Here is a 17,701-nt window from a genome sequence, read left to right on the forward strand (position 1 = left end):
GACACAGAGGAATGGATCGTGGCCAACGAACCTGACAGTTCCAATGACGGGCCGCTGGATCGGGCCATCGCGATCCTGACCTTTGTTGCCGAACAGAAGAAGGCTCTGTCGGCTGCCGAGATCGCCGCCGCGCTTTCCCTTCCGCTTCCGACTGCGCATCGGCTGATCGGCAATCTCGAAGCCCGAGGCCTGATCCAGAAGGCGCTCGGCACCAAGCGCTATGTGGTCGGAAGCAAGTTGGTGACGCTCGCCGCCAAGACGATTGGGGCAGCGTTTCGCTCCGTGCGCCGGCATACTGTGCTGAGTGCGGTGGCCGACCGCATCGGCGAGCAGTGCGAGATCGGCGTCGTCCGCGACAACGTCGTGGTCTACGTCGACAGCGTTCGCTCCAAGCAACAGCAGGCGTTGCAGTTCAATCCAGGCGAAGCGGCACCGCTCCATTGCACGTCGACCGGCAAGATCTACATGAGCCGGCTGCCCGCGAAGGTCCGCCAGCGGCTGGTCAGGTCACTCCCCCTCGTCCGGTACACGCCGACCACGATCGCCGACCCCGACGAATTGCTGGCGTTGCTCGAGGAGACACGGCGCAGAGGCTGGGCGAAGACCAACGAGGAATTCGTCCGGGGCGTTGTGGGTTGCGCCGTGCCGATCGTCTCGCCGGCCGGCGATCTGATCGCATGCCTCGGCGTATCTGTGCCTGCGGCACGTGTCGGTTTCGCAGGCCTCGACGCCTTCATCGCTCCGTTGCAGGAGGCGGCGGCGCTGTTGTCCGAAACCATTCTACAGGAATATGAAGACGAATTCTGAGATTCTCATTTTTCGGAATGAATACTCTCGTTTTTCGGATTCAATCTCGATCTCGCGCAAATCCTGTGTATTCTCGGGGCAGATGATTGAGCTGACCATGATTGAGGCAGCTCGCTCCAAGTCCGCATGCCGACACCAGAACTGATCGACGCCGCCAGCCGATCCGGCGGGACGTTTTGCCGTGCCCAAAGCCCACGCCTGAGCCACCGGAGTGATCATGCGCCAGCACTACGACGTTGCAGCCGTTCGCAAGGCCTTCCCGGCCACGGAGCACGTGGTGTACCTCGACAGCGGCTTTCAGACCCCGCTCTCCCGTCCAGTGAAGGAAGCCTACGAACGCTTCCTATGGGAAAGCTTCGAAAACGCCGGCCCGAAGCAGATCTGGCTGAACCGCCTCGAAGAGACCCGTGCGAAAGTCGCGGATTTCCTCGGGGTCGAGCCGCACGAAATCGCGTTCACCAAGAACACCTCCGAGAGCATGAACATCGCCGCGAACGCGCTGCCGCTTCGCGCCGGCGACAAGGTTCTGATGATCCACGGCGATCATCCCAATAACGCCTATGCCTTCCTCAATCTGCGGAAGAAGGGCGTCGAGATCGTCTTCATCCCCATGACTGACGTGGTGGATGCGGAAAGCTTCCGGCCGCATATCGACGAACGGACGCGGGCGATCTCCATGTCTCACGTCACCTTCCATGCCGGCCACCGTTTCGACGTGGCAAGCGTCGGCGAACTCTGCGCGCAGCATTCGCTCTACTTTGTCGTGGACGCGATGCAGGGCATCGGCGTGGTGCCGATCGACGCCAAGGCCATCAAGGCCACGTTCATCGGTTCCGGCACGCATAAGGGCCTGCTCGTGCCACAGGGGCTCGGTCTTCTGTACTGGGATGCGACGCGGACCGAGCTGGAGCCGGCCTACCTCGCGGCGGCAAGTCTTGCAGAACCGCCGCTCGACTTCATCGCCAGACCGGACAACGTGGCCCTGCCCGCGACCGCGGGCCGCTTCGAGCTCGGCAATTTCAACCTTCCGGCAATCCAGGCGCTCGGCGCGGCGATCGACTTCATCAATCAGATCGGGATTGAGAAGATCCAGCAACACTGCTTCGACCTCGGCGATTACCTGATCGACCGCCTCGATCGGCTTGATATCGGCCTGGTCGGGCCGCGAGAGCGCCAGCATCGCGCGCCGCACATCTACGTCATCGCCTTGCCTGCTGCCGACTGGCTGGACTACTTCACGCAGAACGGCATCCGCATCTCGCCGGAGCGCGACGGCATCCGCGTGTCGCTCGGCATGTTCAACACCATTGAAGACATCGACCGCCTGATCGAGGCCATCCGAGCCCGCAACGCACCGTCAACCCGGGCCCGCACGGCCGTCCTGTCAAAGCTCGGATAGCCGGACCGGCTCTCCGTATTGTTCAGCAGCACTCCGAGACGCCGGAAGGCGCGCCACAGCTCGGACGTTGCAACTCTCCGGTGGCGAAGGATCACGTCATGCAGGCAGGCAGCAGAACCCAGACCCCGAACAAGCTGACCACATACATCATGGTGAGCCTGTTGCTCGGCATCACCGTGGGTTACGCGTGCAACGTTCTCGCGAGCCCGGAACAAGCCAAGGCAATCGCCGGCTATTTCGCCATTGTGTCGGATATCTTCCTGCGGATGATCAAGATGATCATCGCGCCGCTGGTGTTCGCGACCATCGTCTCGGGAATTTCCAGCCTCGGCGCAAGCGGCGGTGCTGTGGGGCGCGTCGCCGTCAAATCGCTGGCCTGGTTCATCACCGCGTCGGTGGCGTCGCTGTCGGTCGGGCTCGTGCTCGCGAACCTGCTGCAACCCGGGCACGGCCTTGGTCTCGCGCTCCCCGACGCCAACGCCACGGCCAATGTCCAGACCAGCAGCCTGAACGTCAAGGATTTCGCCGCGCACGTCTTCCCCATCAGCGTCGTGCAGGCGATGGCCGGAAACGAAGTGCTGCAAATCCTCGTCTTCGCGATGTTCTTCGGCTTTGCGCTGAGTGCCGTGAAGGGCACGCTGGCCCCCGACATCGCGCGGTCGATCGATCAGATCGTTCCTGTCATGCTGAAGTTCACCGACTATGTCATGCGTTTTGCCCCGGTCGGCGTGTTCGCAGCGATGGCCGCGGTCATCACCACGCAGGGGCTTGGGGTTCTCGTCACCTATGGAAAGTTCGTCAGCGCCTTCTACTTCGGACTGGCGGTGCTCTGGGCGATCATCATCGGCGCGGGCAGCGTCGTGCTCGGCGGCTCGATCCGGAACCTGCTTCGCCTGCTCCGGCAACCGATGATGATCGCCTTCTCGACGTCAAGCAGCGAGGCAGCCTTCCCGAAGATGATCGAGCAGTTGATGAAGTTCGGCGTTTCGGAGCGAATCACCGGCTTCGTCCTGCCGCTCGGCTATTCGTTCAACCTCGACGGTTCGATGATGTACCAGACCTTCGCCGCGCTGTTCGTCGCGCAAGCCTTCAACATCGAGATGCCGATCACGACCCAGATCGCGATGCTGCTGCTTCTGATGATCACCAGCAAGGGCATCGCCGGCGTGCCGCGCGCATCGCTCGTGGTTGCCGCTGCGACCCTGCCCACCTTTGGCCTGCCGGCGGGCGGCCTTGTCCTGCTGATCGGAATCGACGCCTTTCTGGACATGGGGCGGACGATGACCAATGTCATCGGAAACGGCGTCGCAACCGCCGTCGTTGCAAAATGGGAGAACGAGTTGAGCGAGCCTGTCGAGCAAGACGCCAAATTCCTGCCGACGGCCGTCGCAGGATAGCGCGAGATTGCGGCCTCGAAGCCACGAGGCCGCTCGCTGGAACCTGTTCGTTGCCGACGCGCTTGCACATGACAAGATCGGTGACACCGAAAAAATATCTGACGGCTGCCTGCGCGTCCTGCTTTCTCCGCAATTCGATCCGCGAATGGCGCATCCGATTGATCGCACAGCAGGTTTGAACGGCGCGCGCATTTCTGCGTCGAAGTGCCGCAAGATGCTGTCATCTGCGTGTTAGAAACCTGCCAGATTTCGGCAACAACGCGCGGCTAGCGTCCCGACACCAAACAGAAGCATTTGTCGACCATCGCGGTCGCAAGACGTGGACTGACGTCACGCGTGGCGTCCGTGCGCACTTGCGCGCTCGTGTCGACGTATTGGCGGGGCGGCGTGGCACGACGACTTTCGACCGTTTGTTGTGTCATCGTCGCGGCTTGCCTCGGGCTTGCCGTGAGCGGCATGACGGCATGGCTCGGCGCAACGGGCTTGCAGAATGCGCCGCGCACGCAACAAGACGTTTGCGCCCGACCTGAGCCCGGAAGTGCGATCGAGGAATCCGCCGAACTGCGCAGCCGCGATGGCATGCTCGAGACCGACCTCAGCATCCACGATCAGAAGCTGCCGGATGGCACGAGCCGCTATTGCTATCTGACGCCGGACGGCAGGCCGTCGCCGACCTTGCGGCTGAGGCCGGGCGACCAGCTGGTCATCCATTTCAAGAACGACCTCGTCGATCCCGATACGGCAACGCCTGCGATTGACCGCCCGCTCGCCGGTGCGCCGATCTGCACGACGCGAAAGCAAGCCGACATTTGCGAGAGCGGCGCGATGACGCCGATCTCGACCAACCTGCACTTTCACGGGCTGACGGTGCCGCCGGTCTGCCATCAGGATGACGTGCTGAAGACCTCGATCCAGCCCGACGACGCGCCGTTCGAATACCGCTTGCGCATCCCGGACGACGCGCCGCCCGGTCTCTATTGGTATCACCCGCATCTGCACGGCTTCAGCAAGACGCAGGTGCTCGGCGGCGCCTCGGGCGCCATCATCATCGAAGGCATCGAGCGCGCCGATCCACAGCTCGCTGGCCTCCCCGAGCGCGTGCTCGTGATCCGCGACCAGGATCTCGTCAATCCCGACGCGCCGCCGTCGAAATCCGAGCCGGTCATGACCAAGAGCCAGCTCGACAATGACGGCGACGTCGCCAACTCTGGCACCGGCTTCGGCAAGCCGTCGAAGGACCTCTCCGTCAACTTCGTGCCGGTGCCCTTTCCGAACTATCCGCCGGCGACGCTGACGATGAAGCCCGGCGAGCGGCAGCTCTGGCGGGTGCTGAACGCGTCCGCGATCACCTATCTCAACCTCGCGCTGCTGGTCGGCCGCACACCGCAGCAGATCGGGATCGTCGGGCTCGACGGCGTGCCGCTGCAATTCCAGGGCAGCCCCTCGCCGTCAGTGCAATGGGTCAACCATATCGGCCTGCCGCCGGGCTCGCGTGCCGAATTCATCGTCGAGGGCCCGCCGGCCGGCAGCTCGGCCCTGCTGGTGACACGCGCGGTCGACACCGGGCCCGCCGGCGAGAACGATCCCAACCGCGCCCTGGTGGCGATCAACGCCTCAGCCGATGCAAGCGAGCCGCAGGCCTCACTGCCGCCGCACGCCGAGCCGCTTCCGAAACCGGAGCGGCCGTGGGTCGGGAACGTCGCGCCGGTGCGCATCCGGAAGCTGTTCTTCTCCGAGCAGCCGGAGAACCCGAGCGATCCGAACAGCCCGACCAAATTCTTCATGACGCTCGACGGCGAGACGCCAAAACCGTTCGATCCGCAATCGGACATTCCCGACATCACCGTGAGACAGGGCGACGTCGAGGACTGGATCATCGAGAACCGCTCGATGGAGCTGCATGATTTCCACATCCATCAGCTGCACTTCCAGCTGCTCGACTGGTCCGGCGTCGCCGTCAACGAGCCGTTCCTGCGCGATACCGTGAACGTCCCCTACTACAACGGCCGGATGCTGAAATATCCGAGCGTGCGCCTGCGCATGGATTTTCGCGATCCCAACATCGTCGGCACCTTCGTCTACCACTGCCACGTCCTCGAGCATGAGGACGGCGGCATGATGGGACGGATCAGGGTCGTGCCGCGAAACGCTGCAAGTTCCACCAAGCCACTGCAAAAAGGAGAGCTTTAATGCGCGACAGGCACAAGTCACGTTGGCTGCAAGGTTGCCGCCTCACCCTCAGCGCACTTGCGCTGGGCCAGTTCACCGCCGGCCCGGTGCTTGCGGAGGACTGGAATCATCACGGTGGACACGAGACGCGGTCGCCGATCAAGCATGTGATCGTCATCATCGGTGAGAACCGCAGCTTCGACCACGTGTTCGCGACCTACGTGCCTGAACGGCGCGAGGAGAGCGTGTTCAATCTGCTTTCGCAGGGCATCGTCAAGCTCGATCACAACAAGAACGCGATCCCCGGGCCGAACTTCGAAAAGGCGCATCAGCAGGCAGCGACCGATACCGGCCTGAACGACGCGTTCCTGCTGAGCCCGCCGAAGCAGAACTTCCCCAAGGATCAACTGCCGGCTCCGCTCGTCGGCGGCCCCAAGGTCTCCTACATCCCGAACAAATGCGGCAGCTCGCCGATCACCACCTGCGAAGCGTCGCTTGCGCTGGCGCAGCAGTCGGAATCCGGCCTGCCGTCCGAGTACTACCAGTTCCTCCTGAGCGGCGGCACCGGTCAGAGCTCGCAGACCCCCGACCAGCGTATCACCAATGTCAGCGCGCTGCCGGCCGGTCCGTTCCAGCTCACCAACACCGACGCGATGCCCTACGATTCCTATTCGGCGAGCCCGGTGCATCGCTTCTACCAGATGTGGCAGCAGCTGAACTGCAACCACTCGGCGGCCAGCCGCGACAATCCGTCGGGCTGCGGCGGCAATCTGTTCGCCTGGGTCGAGGTCACCGTCGGCGCCGGTGCCAACGGTGCGGCACAGCCCTCCAACTTCTCCACGGAATACTTGCCGACGGCAACGACCACGGGTGAAGGTTCGACGGCGCTCGGCTTCTACAACGTGCAGAAGGGTGACGTGCCCTACTTCACCTCGCTCGCGCAGAAATACGCGATGAGCGACAACTTCCATCAGTCCGTCAATGGCGGCACCGGTGCCAACCACATCATGTTCGGCCATGCCGACATGCTCTACTTCAGCGACACCTACGGCAACGCCGCCGTGCCGCCGAACGGCACGCAGGTGTTCGGCGGCACGCCCGACGCCGGCATCGTGCATGAAATCGAGAATCCGAACCCGGCTTCCGGCACCAACAACTGGTACACCGAAGACGGCTACGGCGCCGGCGGCAATGGCGGCTTCGCGCCGCCCTTCCAGACCAGCCCGGTGTCCGGCGGCGGCTCCTACAGCGACTGCTCGGATCCGACCCAGCCCGGCGTCAAGCCGATCCTGGACTATCTGAAGGGGATCCGGATCAACGCGAATTGCGAACCCGGCCACTACTATCTCTTGAACAACTACAATCCGGGTTACTTCGGCAACGGCAAGAACGCCTACACCGACACCAACCCGTCCAACACCCCGTTCACCATCCCGCCGTCGACCCGCAAGAGCATCGGCGACAGCCTGAACGAGCGGAACATCTCCTGGAAGTATTACGGCGACCAGTGGAACAACTACGTCAACGATCCCTACCAGCTCAACTGGGGCGTGGCCGGTCCGAACGCCGACGAGTACTGCAACATCTGCAATCCGTTCCAGTACGACACCTCGATCATGTCGCACCCGGACCAGGTCGCAGCCCATATCAAGGACTCGGTTGATCTCTACTCCGACCTTTCCAAGCACTCGCTGCCGGCGGTCTCCATCGTCAAGCCGAGCGGCTTTACCGACGGTCACCCGTCGTCCTCCAAGCTCAATCTGTTCGAAGGCTTCGCGAAAAAGATCGTCGACCAGGTCCAGGCCTCGGACTATGCGAAGGACACCGCGATCTTCATCACCTTCGATGAAGGCGGCGGCTACTTCGACTCTGGCTATGTGCAGCCGCTCGACTATTTCGGCGACGGCACCCGTATTCCGCTGATCGTGGTGTCGCCGTTCGCGCGGCACGGCCACATCTCGCATGAATATGCCGATCACGTCTCGATCATCAAATTCATCGAGCGGAATTGGCGCCTGGAGCCGATCACGAACCGCAGCCGCGACAACTTCCCGAACCCGGTTGCGGCGCCCGGCAATCCCTATGTTCCGGTCAACAGCCCGGCGCTCAGCGATCTGTTCGACTTCTTCGACTTCGACGACGGCGGCCATCATCATGGCGGCGGCTGGGATCATGACGGTGGCTGGGACCACTGACGACTGCACCTAGCGAGACAACAATCCGCCGGCCGAAAGGCCGGCGGATTTCGATTCGGATCAGATCAATCGGCCTTGTAGCCCGCATGAGCGCCAGCGATATGCGGGAGCTCGTGACCCCGGATATCGCTTCGCTCATCCGGGTTACGCCCGACCGTACCTCCGTGGCCCTTGAACTTGCCCTCAGCACGGCGCAAAGCGTGTCTGACGCTACCGTTCGTCTCCATGGAATCTCGTTCAATGACGCCAGTCGCTTTCCGCAAGGCTCAACCCGCCGACATTCCGGCGATCATCGCCCTCCTCGCCCACGACATCCTGGGGCAGCAGCGCGAGGATGCGAGCTCGCCGCCGAACCCACGCTATGTCGACGCATTCGAGGCCATCCTCGCCGATCCCAACCAATTGCTGGTCGTGGCAACCCTCGACGACGAGGTGATCGGGACCCTTCAACTCAGCTTCATTCCCGGAATGGCACAGCTGGGCGCCTGGCGGGGACAGATCGAAGCGGTCCGAATTGCCGAGACGCACCGCTGCTCCGGCGTCGGGCAACAGATGTTCGAATGGGCGATCGACCAATGCAAAGCGAGAGGCTGCGATCTCGTGCAGCTGACCACCGACAAGGCGCGCCCCGACGCACACCGCTTCTATGAACGACTAGGATTCGTCGGCAGCCATGTCGGCTACAAGCTGACGCTCTAACCCTTCACCGGCCGGTCAGAGTACGCCTTCTGACCTTCGGCCAGCAACGCGCACGAACCATCATCAGGCCGTTCGAGGAGCCCTGTTCAGTCGGCTGCCACAGGCCAAATAGAGCTTCGAGGTGATTGACGCGAGTACGGCGACGATCAGCACCACTTCGACCGCCTGCAAGACAACGCCGACAGCCTGAGGCGCTGAATGCAGCCCGGGCGACGAACCGGCCCCCTTAGGAGCGAGGGTCACCCCGTCGAGCGCGGCGAATAGAACAGTTGGGAGCATGCCAAGGGCAACGGCACAGAATATTCGGTAGGTATGTCCCCTGCTGTCGTCTCGCGCGTTGCGCCACTCGGCACCGGGCGCATCTACAGCCAAGGCCGGAAACAGAATGACGATACCCAACGTCGCAATCGCTACAACAAAGCCGGTCACGAGAGCCGCAACAAAGGCTCCGACAAGTGCCCAGAATGCCGGACCTTCGTTGCCCGGCGAAATCGGTTGCCCCGGGACCAGCGGCGCACCAAAGATGAAATGCCCGAGCACGAACCAAATCGCGATCGAGAGCCACAGAACCTGGATGGCAACGGCCAGGATGAAGTATCGCCGGACGCGTTGATCGGTCGGGTTGAGCGCATAGCGCGGTGTCACTTCGCCAAGCAAGACGTAACGGTGAACAGCAATCGCAAGCGGAGCCAGCACCAGGCTTTGCGATATGTAAAGACCTTCGGACACCGCAAGGTCAGCCGCGAACGAATAGCCCAGCAACAGTTGGCCCAGTGCCTCGGATACAAGGGTCAGGAGGAACGCCGGTCCAACCACAGGCACCATTTGCGCAATTGCATTCAACGCATCCCGCCAACCGGTCATTGCGATCTTAATGGCGGATGATTGCACGTAAGGTGCCCTACCGGGTCATGTTGCCTCGACGAACGGCTTATTGAAACGGGTCGCAAGCAGATTGTCGAGCCACATCAAGGCAGCGCGCCGGCATACCCACAGCAGCATGCATGCGCGCAGGGACGCGCCCGGTGAGTGGCGCGATCACAACACCTCGATGCGGCGCGGCCGGGCGTTGAGATGCGGCGCGGACTTTGGCAGTCTCGATGAAGACCAGGACGACGCGGGAGCCGACAGGATGTGGCGCTTCATTCTTCCGACACCCTTGCTGGCCGTCATCTGGCTGCTGCTGCCGCTTCCGGCCCAATCGGCGCCCTGCCTGCTCGTCACCTTGACCGGCACCATGAGCGGCCCCGCCCTGCGCAATGGCGTCGCGGGCGCCGGCACACTCGTGCGCTACGGAGACGACAGTGCCGATTGCGGAACGCTGAAGCTGCAGTTCGACGCAGGCCGGGGCACCGAACTGCGGCTGTCGCAACTGGACATCGAACCCGGCCAGATCGACGCCGTCTTCCTCACGCATATGCACTCGGATCACACCGAGGGCCTCGTCGACCTCCTGCTCACGCGCTGGAACTGGAATTCGGGCGGGGACAAGCTCGATGTCGTCTGCAGCAGCGATGCGCCCTCGCCGCTCGGCTTCACCCTGAGCTGCGGCAAGTTTGTCGCGCATATCGGCGACGCCTTCATTCAGTCCGGCGAAATCGCGCAGCGGGTTTCGGAGGACAAGAGACGGTTGGCTGGCGGACCTACTGAGCTTGTGCATCTCGTCACATTCGAGCCGACGGACGAGCCACAGGTTATCTGGTCAAAGGGCGAGGTCCGGGTGAGCGCGATCCGCTCGACCCACATCGCGGGCCATGCCTCCTATCGCGTCGACACGCCGGTCGGCAACGTCGTGATCGGCGGCGACGCCAGCAATGACAGTGCCGCTCCGCCGCGTCCGACGTCGACGTCAGCGCAAGTCGAGAAGCTGGCACAAGGCGCCGACGTGATCGTGCGCTCCACCATGCATCCGGTCTTAGGTCCGGAACGCAACAGCGGCATGCCGCCGCCCGTCTTCTACCGCCAAAGCCTGGCGCCCGACCTCGGCGCCATGGCAAAGCGTGTGGGCGCCAAATATTTGGTACTGACCCACCTCGCGCCGCAGGTCGGGGCAACGCATCACGGCCCCTACAAGGTCCCCGGTGGCGCGCTCACCGAAGCGGACTATCGCGCCGCCGCCGAAGCCGGCGGATTTACCGGCACGACGATTGTCGGCTCGGATCTCACCACCTTGCGCCTTCCTCCCAAATAGACCGACGCAGCGCGACAATGAATGAATGTCGGCCCTCGCGCTTCAGTCACGGGTGTTGGCGCAGAGCCGCGTCTACCTGTTGCGGTCACCACCAAGAAGATTCTTGTAGACCTTTCCATCCTTCATGATGACCAGGAAGTTCTTTGCCGGATCTTCGATCAGTTTGATGTTCTCGATCGGATTGCCATCGACCAGCAGAAGGTCGGCCAGCGCGCCTTCCTCCACCACGCCTAGCCTGCCTGGATATGGATTTCGAAGCCCGGACAGACTGAGCAACTCGGCATTCGTCGATGTCGCCATCGCAAGCGCTTCAGCCGGCGTATACCATCGCGTGAGCGTCGTCAGCATGGCGCCTTGCTTGTCAGCGAGCGCCTTCGAGAACAGGACATCCGTGCCGAATGCCGTCTTCAACTTGTACTTCTTCGCGAAGCCGTACACCCTGTCGGTGCCGGCAACGACCTGGCGCATCTTCTCCTGCTCGGCCGGTCCAAGGGCACTGGCGCCCGACAGATCGAGAAAGGGCTGCGTGCTCAGCCAAACTCCCTTGTCCGCCATCAGGCGGGCCGACGCGTCGTCCATCAGGTGACCGTGCTCGATAACCTTGACGCCCGCTGCGATCGATCGCTGGACCGCAACCGACGTATAGGCGTGTACGGCGACGTAAGTGCCCCAGTTCTCGGCGGCCTCGACCGCCGCGCGCAGCTCCGGTTCGGTGAACGTTGACACATCGAGCGGACTGAACGGTGACGCCACCCCGCCGCCCGCCGTGAGCTTGACCTGAGATGCTCCCTGCATGAGCTGCTCGCGCGCGCGGACGCGAACTTCATCCGGGCTGTCCGCGACCATGGCGCCACCTATTCTCTCCATGCGGCTGAGCATGCCGCCGATCGTTCTGGGTAGCTCGGACAGCTGCCGAAAATCGCCATGGCCGCCGGTGATGGTGATCATGGCACCGGATGGGTAGATGCGCGGGCCGACGACGAGACCTTCGTCGATCGCCCGCTTGAGGGAAAAGGCCGGCCCGCCCATGTCGCGCACGGTGGTGAAGCCTCGCATGAGCGTGGCCGTTGCCTCCGCGGCCGCAAGGAGATTTGTGTAGCCGACGTCGCCAGCTATCGCGGCCGCCGGCGTCGGGCGGACCAGCATCGCATGCCAATGCGCGTCGATCAGCCCGGGCATCAGCACCCGTCCGTCGCCGGCGATCACCTGGGCATCAGCCGTGATCGCCGCAGTCGAGATCTTCTCGATCTTGTTGTTCCGGACCAGCACATTGGACGGCCCGGAGAGCGCGCCATTCTTGCCATCAAAAATGCGAACGTTCTGGAACAGCACGCCGGCATCCTGCTGCGCTCGCGCCGGCGGCGAGCCAATCAGGCCCATCACAATCAACGCGACCAGCGCGGAAACGCAGAGGCTTTTGCTCAAACCTGACATGTCCACTCTCCGCCGATAGGGCATCGTTCGAGATCGTCATTGATCTGGCTGTGCGCGGGACCTGATGAAGGCTGATTGAAGCTCCTCGACGGCCTATTGAGCCGCTCTGGCGGCAGGCTGCAAAGCATAGGTCAGCCATCCCACGCCATGCGACAGCAGATCGATCCCCAGCAGCAGCCCGAGCACCCACAGCCCGGTTGCTGGAAACCCGGTCAAAATGACGAGGCCTGCCAGGACGCCAAACATACCGGATGCCAGCATGATCCAGCCGGACTGCTGCCAATGGCCGATCCCGACCAGCATGCGCACGATCCCCGAAACCAAAAGCAGGAGACCGAGGGCATAGGTCAGGAGCAACGCACTCGCCACCGGCTGGCTCAGCAGGACGATGCCGCATGCAAGGTAGAGCACCCCGAGCAGAAGCTGCCACACAAATCCGCCCCAGCCCTTGGTCCAGAACGCGTGCAGGATTTCGAACGCACCGGCGACGATCGCCGTCCAGCCGATGAAGATGGCGCTGATCACGGTGAAAAGCACCACATCTCCCAAGACCAGAAGGCCCGCGGCGATCATCACGAAACCGAGCAGAACGCACACCCAGAGTGGCGGACCAGGCAGGCCGCGGAGCATTGTGGAGCTGTTCTCATAGGTGGCCATGTCATCCTCCCTGATCCCAAGGTCCGGCGGGCCCAACGCCCAACATCCAGTCAGGCCGACCGCTCGCCCTCGCCCGTCGCTTCATCGCCCGGTATTTCTCCCGGCCGATAATTCGGCAGCCGACCCGCGGGAATGACCGCAAGCAGAGCAAGGCCGGCCATGATCAGCAATCCAATCTTCAACGCCCGCAGGCGCGCTTCGGTGTTGACCCGGACGGCTTCCTCGACCTGCTGCGGCGTACCGCTGGTGGCCTCGAGCACGCTGCGCAGCCGGTCATTGCTGACGAAGGTGATGTTGCTCAGATCGACCTGGCTCTGAAGTTCCTTGGTCAGCACCGGACTGGCCGCGATCCTGCCGAGCGCGATCGTGCTCAAGAGACCGACCAGAAGAGCTCCGGCCACCGCGGTGCCAACCGCAGCCGCCAGATTCTGTGTGGTTCCGCGCAAAGACCCGACGTCCCCGGCCAACTGCTTGGGCGAGGCAGTCACGAGAACGTTGAACAGCAGCGTCACCAGCGAGCCCTGGCCGATGCCGAACAGCACGAGCCCAAACAGAACGGGAATCTCGCTCCAGTCATTGCGCACGACGAACGCAAGCCATAGCAACGCGATGGTGCAGAGACCAAAGCCGAAGCGTCCGATCTGTCGAGGCGTCAGTTTGTCGTACAGATTGACGATCAGCATCGCCGAGACAAAAACCGTCAGATTGAACGGCATCATCGCGATCGCCGTCGCGATCGGAGAACGCCCCTGCACGATCTGGATGTAAAGCGGCACGGTAAAGTTCAGGGCAGCCTCAAGCGCCACGACCGCAAACAGCGCGTAGACGGCACACCTCTCCTGCGGCGAGTCGATCACCTCCAACGCCAGCAGCGGCGTCTTCCCTGCGGCTTGCTGCCGATGCGTCCACATCAGGAATGCCTGCCCGAGTACAATGCCGAGCACGATCAAAATCGGTGCCGGCGACACGCCCAGCAAGTCGAACGGCGCGTTAGCGGTCGCCAGGATCACTCCCCAGCCGTTCAAATTATTGAATCCGAAGCTGATGAAAATGATTGCGCTCGCGGCAAGGGCGACGCCGATCAGATCGATCCGAACATCCGGGCGCCCGCGGTCCGGCCGCAGGCGGAAACTCAGCGCGAAAGCGACCGCCGAGGCCGCGATGAGAATTGCAAACGCGGGGCGCCAGCCGATGTAGGTGCCGAGCAACCCACCGATGACAAATGCCAGCACGCCGGCGGCAGCCCGCGCCGAGCCAAGCGCACCAAGGGCCGTCGCCTGCTGCCGTCCGGCATAGTTCTCGGCAATCAGCGCGACGAGCGAGGGCACGATCACCGCGCCCGCAACGCCGCAAAGCGCCTGAGCGGAAATCATGACGGAAGCCGTAGGGCTGAACGTCATCGCGATCTGCGATATCAGGAAAAGCACGACGGCAACGCGAAAGACCTGCACCGCCCCGAACCTTTGGGCGAGCTTCGCGCCAAGCATCACGAACCCGGCCACCAGCATCGAGTAGGCCACGATTCCGGTCGCGACCGTGGTCGGCGGCACTCCGAAGCTGGCCACCATTCCCCCCATGGCAACCGGCAACGACGCGACGTTGAACGACATGATCATCTGACCGAACGCAATCGCGATCATGGGCACCCATGATGCACGCTCTTCCTGCCGAATGTCACCGATCGAGATCGCTTGCGCTGCCATCGTGTCCTCCAACCTGCCCGGCGTTGCGATCGATCGAGCTACAGCTCCACCGATCCTCAGAGCATCTTGTTTCACTCGTCCGGTTGGGACACGAACAGATCCATGCCCAGTCTTTGCGACAGGAACTTCGCGGCGAGCTGCCCTCGCACGCTGTTGCCGGCCGCATCCAGTGGCGGCCCGAAGGTGCCGAAACCACCTTTTCCTGGAGACACCGCGACGATGCCGCCACCGATGCCGCTCTTGCCGGGCAGACCGATGTCGTACAGCCAGTCACCTGACGTTTCATACAATCCGGCAGTGACCATCACGGCCAACGCATAGTGGCAGACCGCCGCATCGACCACCCGCTTCCGGGTGACCGGATTGACTCCACCATCAGCCAGCGTCGCGCCCATTACGGCCAGATCCCTGGCGCTCACATTCAGGGAACACTGCCTGGTGTAGAGATCGGTCGCCTGCCTGGCGTCGCAGTAGATCCGGTCGTAGCTCTCCAGCAACCGGGCGATGCTTCGATTGCGAAAATTGGTCTCCGATGCCGAGGCGTAGACCTCCTCGTTGAGCGAGAGCTTGCGGCCCGCGAAGCGCGAAAGGCCGTCATGAATGAAGCGCCATTGCTGTTCCGCGCTCGGCCCCGGCACGAGGCTTGTGGTCGCGATCGCACCCGCGTTCACCATTGGGTTGGTGCGCCCGGCTCCGTGCTCGATCGCCGCCAGCGAATTGAACGGCAGCCCGGTCGCATTGGCACCCAATTTTGCGCGCGCCTCTTCGGGGCCGATCGCCTCGCACACCAGCGCGAACACGAATGGCTTCGACACACTCATGATCGAGAATTCGTAATCGATATCGCCGGCACCGTAGACGCGTCCGCTGGCGCCGGCCACGCAGACGCCGAACAGCTCACTCGGCACTCTGGCCAGCGCCGGGTAGACCTGCGAATTGCTTCCTTCGTTGTTCGACTTGAAGCGCAGATGAGCTTGAGACACGAGCTCCTGCACCATCTCGGGATCGGGCAAGTGCCCCGTCGAGATGAAAGGCCGCTCCGCTTGTTCCGCGATCGAAGGTCGCCACATTGGCTCTCCTTCCGGATTTTGACCCTGATGTTTCAGGTCGTTTAGTCGGCAACCTAAAATAGGCACCAAAAAAACACGGAGTCAACGACCCGCTCCCGTAGCATTTGCAATGCTTGTGTTGGTCTAGCGCACTTTACGACAAATGAGCTGAACGCGTGGCGCGTCGCAGAAATACAGCGCTATGCAAAATGTGCCACTTCATCGATCACTGCGACGTTCCAACACAGCTAAGTCAACAGGGCTGCCCAATCGCCAGTGGCGCAATTGAATCAAAAGAGAAATCGTCTTGCCAGCAACGAGCGATTTGCATCATTGGTGCTCGAGAGTACGATTGTCGCGTGCGGATGTGAGCCTGCCGTTTGTCCGAGCAACACCGGCACGCGGCGATGGTGGAATGACCGCATCACTTGCAGAGTGAGGTTGATCATGGTGGCGCGCGCAAGCGACGGACAGTTTCTGCTGGTAAAGAAGCTTGGTGGGCTGGTTGCTATCGTTCTTGGCTGCTTGTTGACGGCAGTGGGTGTGACGTTCGAATCCACGAGCACAACCGTCGTTGGCGTCCTGTTTCTTGTACTCGGGGCGGTCCTGCTCACGCTCAAGATCATGCGACGAAATCAAAGCGGTCCGTTTGGATAGCCAAACAGATTCGGACATTCGATTGCTTTGAACCGGATCGCTGCGGGTCAACGCTGCGTTTGATTTGCGCGTTCCCGGCCGGCTGTCACGGCTTCTGATAGATCACGTGACCTGCACGGATGGTCATGCTCACCTTCGCAAGATTGGCGACGTCGCTGAGCGGATCGCCGTCGAGCACCACGAGATCGGCGTCAAAACCCTGCTCCACCCTGCCCTTCTTCGCGGCCTTGAAGAACCGTGCCGGATTGGTGGTCAGTGAGGCCAGCACTTGGCGTTCCGACAGCGCGCGGTGCATCAGCTGGAATTCCTGCGTGGTGTCGTACAGCTTGGTGAAGCCGACATCGGTGCCGAACAGCACCGTGCCGCCGTTCTCCGAGAACTGCTTGAGCTGATTGACGGTCGCGGCCACCAGACGGTTGGTGACGTTGGGGTCGAGAACCACCGTCGTGAACAGCGAAAGCGTCGGGATCAGCGCCGTCCCCTTCGCCTTGAACCGCGCCAGCTGGTCATCGGTGTAGCTCCGCTCGCTGGGCGTCGTGTGCGCGAGCACGTCGACGTCGGCTGCAATCACCGTCTCGACGCCGACCTTGTTCTGCGGATGCGCGAACACCGGCCTGCCTTGCGCATGTGCGACGTCGACGGCCGCCTTTGCAATCGCCGGGTCCATGTTCACGACGGGCTTGTCGCCCATGAACGCGCCGGTGAACAGCTTGATGCCGTCCTCGCCCATCGCGAGCCAGTCGCGCGCCCACTTCGCCGCCTCCTCCGGCGTCGCGGCTTCAGGAAGCTGAATCTCGGGCGGCAGGTAGACGGGGTGGCCGCCCTTGGGGAACACGTTGCCGGCGAGCAGGATGGTGGGACCTGCGACCTCACCCGCGGCGATGCGTTTGCGCAGCGGCAGCGTGTTGCGTGGATCGGAGCCGAGGTCCCAGACCGTGGTAAAGCCCCATCGGGTCAGCATCTCCTGCATGTGCTGCGTCAGCGGTGCGGCCGGTCTCTCGCCGGCGTTGTGCCAGACATGTTCCGTGAAATGCACGTGGCTGTTCCAGAACCCGGCAACGATGGTTTTGCCGCTGCAATCGATCAGGCGCGCATCCGACGGCGGCTTGACGTCACCGGACTTGCCGACCGCGCTGATCATGCCGTCCGTGATCACGATCGCCGCATCCGGCAACGCAGCCGCATCGGCCGATGCGTAAAGCGTGCCGCCGCGCAGCACCACGGTCTCGGCATGTGCCGCCGCAGCGGCGACAGCCGAGCCAATCAGGAAAAGCGCGACGCGTAACCAGATCCCGGTCATGGACAGCCTCTTTGACGGTTGCATGCCGGCAGTTCCCGGCGCGC

Annotated in this window: 13 protein-coding genes; 7 read left to right on the forward strand and 6 right to left on the reverse strand. The window is 62.8% G+C overall.

The genetic code is table 11. The features are described from left to right. Positions 1-18: 18 nt before the first annotated feature. The 6 genes from ACE103_RS24635 to ACE103_RS24660 all read left to right on the forward strand — a co-directional run bounded on the left by ACE103_RS24635 (position 19) and on the right by ACE103_RS24660 (position 8,666). Positions 19-807, forward strand: coding sequence for an IclR family transcriptional regulator (locus ACE103_RS24635; RefSeq protein ID WP_375775224.1), 789 nt, complete (start codon positions 19-21; stop codon positions 805-807). 217 nt (positions 808-1,024) lie between these two features. After that, complete coding sequence (locus ACE103_RS24640; protein ID WP_375775225.1) at positions 1,025-2,206, forward strand: aminotransferase class V-fold PLP-dependent enzyme; 1,182 nt, start codon at positions 1,025-1,027, stop codon at positions 2,204-2,206. 98 nt (positions 2,207-2,304) lie between these two features. Continuing rightward, positions 2,305-3,603, forward strand: coding sequence for a dicarboxylate/amino acid:cation symporter (locus ACE103_RS24645; RefSeq protein WP_375775226.1), 1,299 nt, complete (start codon positions 2,305-2,307; stop codon positions 3,601-3,603). 387 nt (positions 3,604-3,990) lie between these two features. Then, positions 3,991-5,793, forward strand: coding sequence for a multicopper oxidase family protein (locus ACE103_RS24650; RefSeq protein WP_375775227.1), 1,803 nt, complete (start codon positions 3,991-3,993; stop codon positions 5,791-5,793). Further along, positions 5,793-7,967 carry an alkaline phosphatase family protein gene (locus tag ACE103_RS24655; protein ID WP_375775228.1) on the forward strand — a complete coding sequence of 725 codons (2,175 nt, stop codon included), beginning with the start codon at positions 5,793-5,795 and terminating at the stop codon, positions 7,965-7,967. Before ACE103_RS24650 ends, ACE103_RS24655 begins: the two co-directional genes overlap by 1 nt. Before the next feature lie 240 nt (positions 7,968-8,207). After that, positions 8,208-8,666 carry a GNAT family N-acetyltransferase gene (locus ACE103_RS24660; protein ID WP_375775229.1) on the forward strand — a complete coding sequence of 153 codons (459 nt, stop codon included), beginning with the start codon at positions 8,208-8,210 and terminating at the stop codon, positions 8,664-8,666. Between the two features lie 63 nt (positions 8,667-8,729). Here the strand turns inward: ACE103_RS24660 and ACE103_RS24665 are convergent, their stop codons facing one another. Further along, positions 8,730-9,557 (reverse strand): hypothetical protein, encoded by an 828-nt coding sequence (locus ACE103_RS24665; protein WP_375775230.1) that lies wholly within the window; start codon positions 9,555-9,557, stop codon positions 8,730-8,732. 64 nt (positions 9,558-9,621) lie between these two features. Here ACE103_RS24665 and ACE103_RS24670 point away from each other — a divergent pair, with 64 nt between their 5' ends. Next, complete coding sequence (locus ACE103_RS24670) at positions 9,622-10,857, forward strand: MBL fold metallo-hydrolase (RefSeq protein WP_375775231.1); 1,236 nt, start codon at positions 9,622-9,624, stop codon at positions 10,855-10,857. Between the two features lie 72 nt (positions 10,858-10,929). Here ACE103_RS24670 and ACE103_RS24675 read toward each other — a convergent pair whose 3' ends face one another. The 5 genes from ACE103_RS24675 to ACE103_RS24695 form a co-directional block, all read right to left on the reverse strand. Beyond that, positions 10,930-12,237 carry an amidohydrolase family protein gene (locus ACE103_RS24675; protein WP_375781176.1) on the reverse strand — a complete coding sequence of 436 codons (1,308 nt, stop codon included), beginning with the start codon at positions 12,235-12,237 and terminating at the stop codon, positions 10,930-10,932. Between the two features lie 147 nt (positions 12,238-12,384). Next, positions 12,385-12,948: an HdeD family acid-resistance protein gene (locus tag ACE103_RS24680; RefSeq protein ID WP_375775232.1), complete on the reverse strand. Its 564-nt coding sequence runs from the start codon at positions 12,946-12,948 to the stop codon at positions 12,385-12,387. Between the two features lie 50 nt (positions 12,949-12,998). Beyond that, a complete protein-coding gene (locus tag ACE103_RS24685) occupies positions 12,999-14,651 on the reverse strand; it encodes an MFS transporter (protein WP_375775233.1) in 1,653 nt (550 codons plus the stop codon). A 71-nt stretch (positions 14,652-14,722) separates the two neighbouring features. Continuing rightward, entirely contained in the window at positions 14,723-15,721 is a 999-nt protein-coding gene (gene glsA / locus ACE103_RS24690; protein ID WP_375781177.1) for a glutaminase A, read from the reverse strand. A 721-nt stretch (positions 15,722-16,442) separates the two neighbouring features. Beyond that, positions 16,443-17,657, reverse strand: coding sequence for an amidohydrolase family protein (locus tag ACE103_RS24695; RefSeq protein WP_375775234.1), 1,215 nt, complete (start codon positions 17,655-17,657; stop codon positions 16,443-16,445). Between the last annotated feature and the right edge of the window lie 44 nt (positions 17,658-17,701).

It is taken from the genome of Bradyrhizobium sp. ma5 (assembly GCF_042258955.1).
Taxonomy (GTDB): Bacteria; Pseudomonadota; Alphaproteobacteria; order Rhizobiales; family Xanthobacteraceae; genus Bradyrhizobium.

What these genes read in the sequence shown, in the direction of transcription:
- ACE103_RS24640 (WP_375775225.1), top strand. Translation starts at nt 1,025, where the DNA reads ATGCGCCAGCACTACGACGTTGCAGCCGTTCGCAAGGCCTTCCCGGCC.
- ACE103_RS24675 (WP_375781176.1), bottom strand. Translation starts at nt 12,237, where the DNA reads ATGGGCCTGATTGGCTCGCCGCCGGCGCGAGCGCAGCAGGATGCCGGC.
- ACE103_RS24680 (WP_375775232.1), bottom strand. Translation starts at nt 12,948, where the DNA reads ATGGCCACCTATGAGAACAGCTCCACAATGCTCCGCGGCCTGCCTGGT.
- ACE103_RS24685 (WP_375775233.1), bottom strand. Translation starts at nt 14,651, where the DNA reads ATGGCAGCGCAAGCGATCTCGATCGGTGACATTCGGCAGGAAGAGCGT.
- ACE103_RS24645 (WP_375775226.1), top strand. Translation starts at nt 2,305, where the DNA reads ATGCAGGCAGGCAGCAGAACCCAGACCCCGAACAAGCTGACCACATAC.
- glsA (WP_375781177.1), bottom strand. Translation starts at nt 15,721, where the DNA reads ATGTGGCGACCTTCGATCGCGGAACAAGCGGAGCGGCCTTTCATCTCG.
- ACE103_RS24660 (WP_375775229.1), top strand. Translation starts at nt 8,208, where the DNA reads ATGACGCCAGTCGCTTTCCGCAAGGCTCAACCCGCCGACATTCCGGCG.
- ACE103_RS24655 (WP_375775228.1), top strand. Translation starts at nt 5,793, where the DNA reads ATGCGCGACAGGCACAAGTCACGTTGGCTGCAAGGTTGCCGCCTCACC.
- ACE103_RS24695 (WP_375775234.1), bottom strand. Translation starts at nt 17,657, where the DNA reads ATGACCGGGATCTGGTTACGCGTCGCGCTTTTCCTGATTGGCTCGGCT.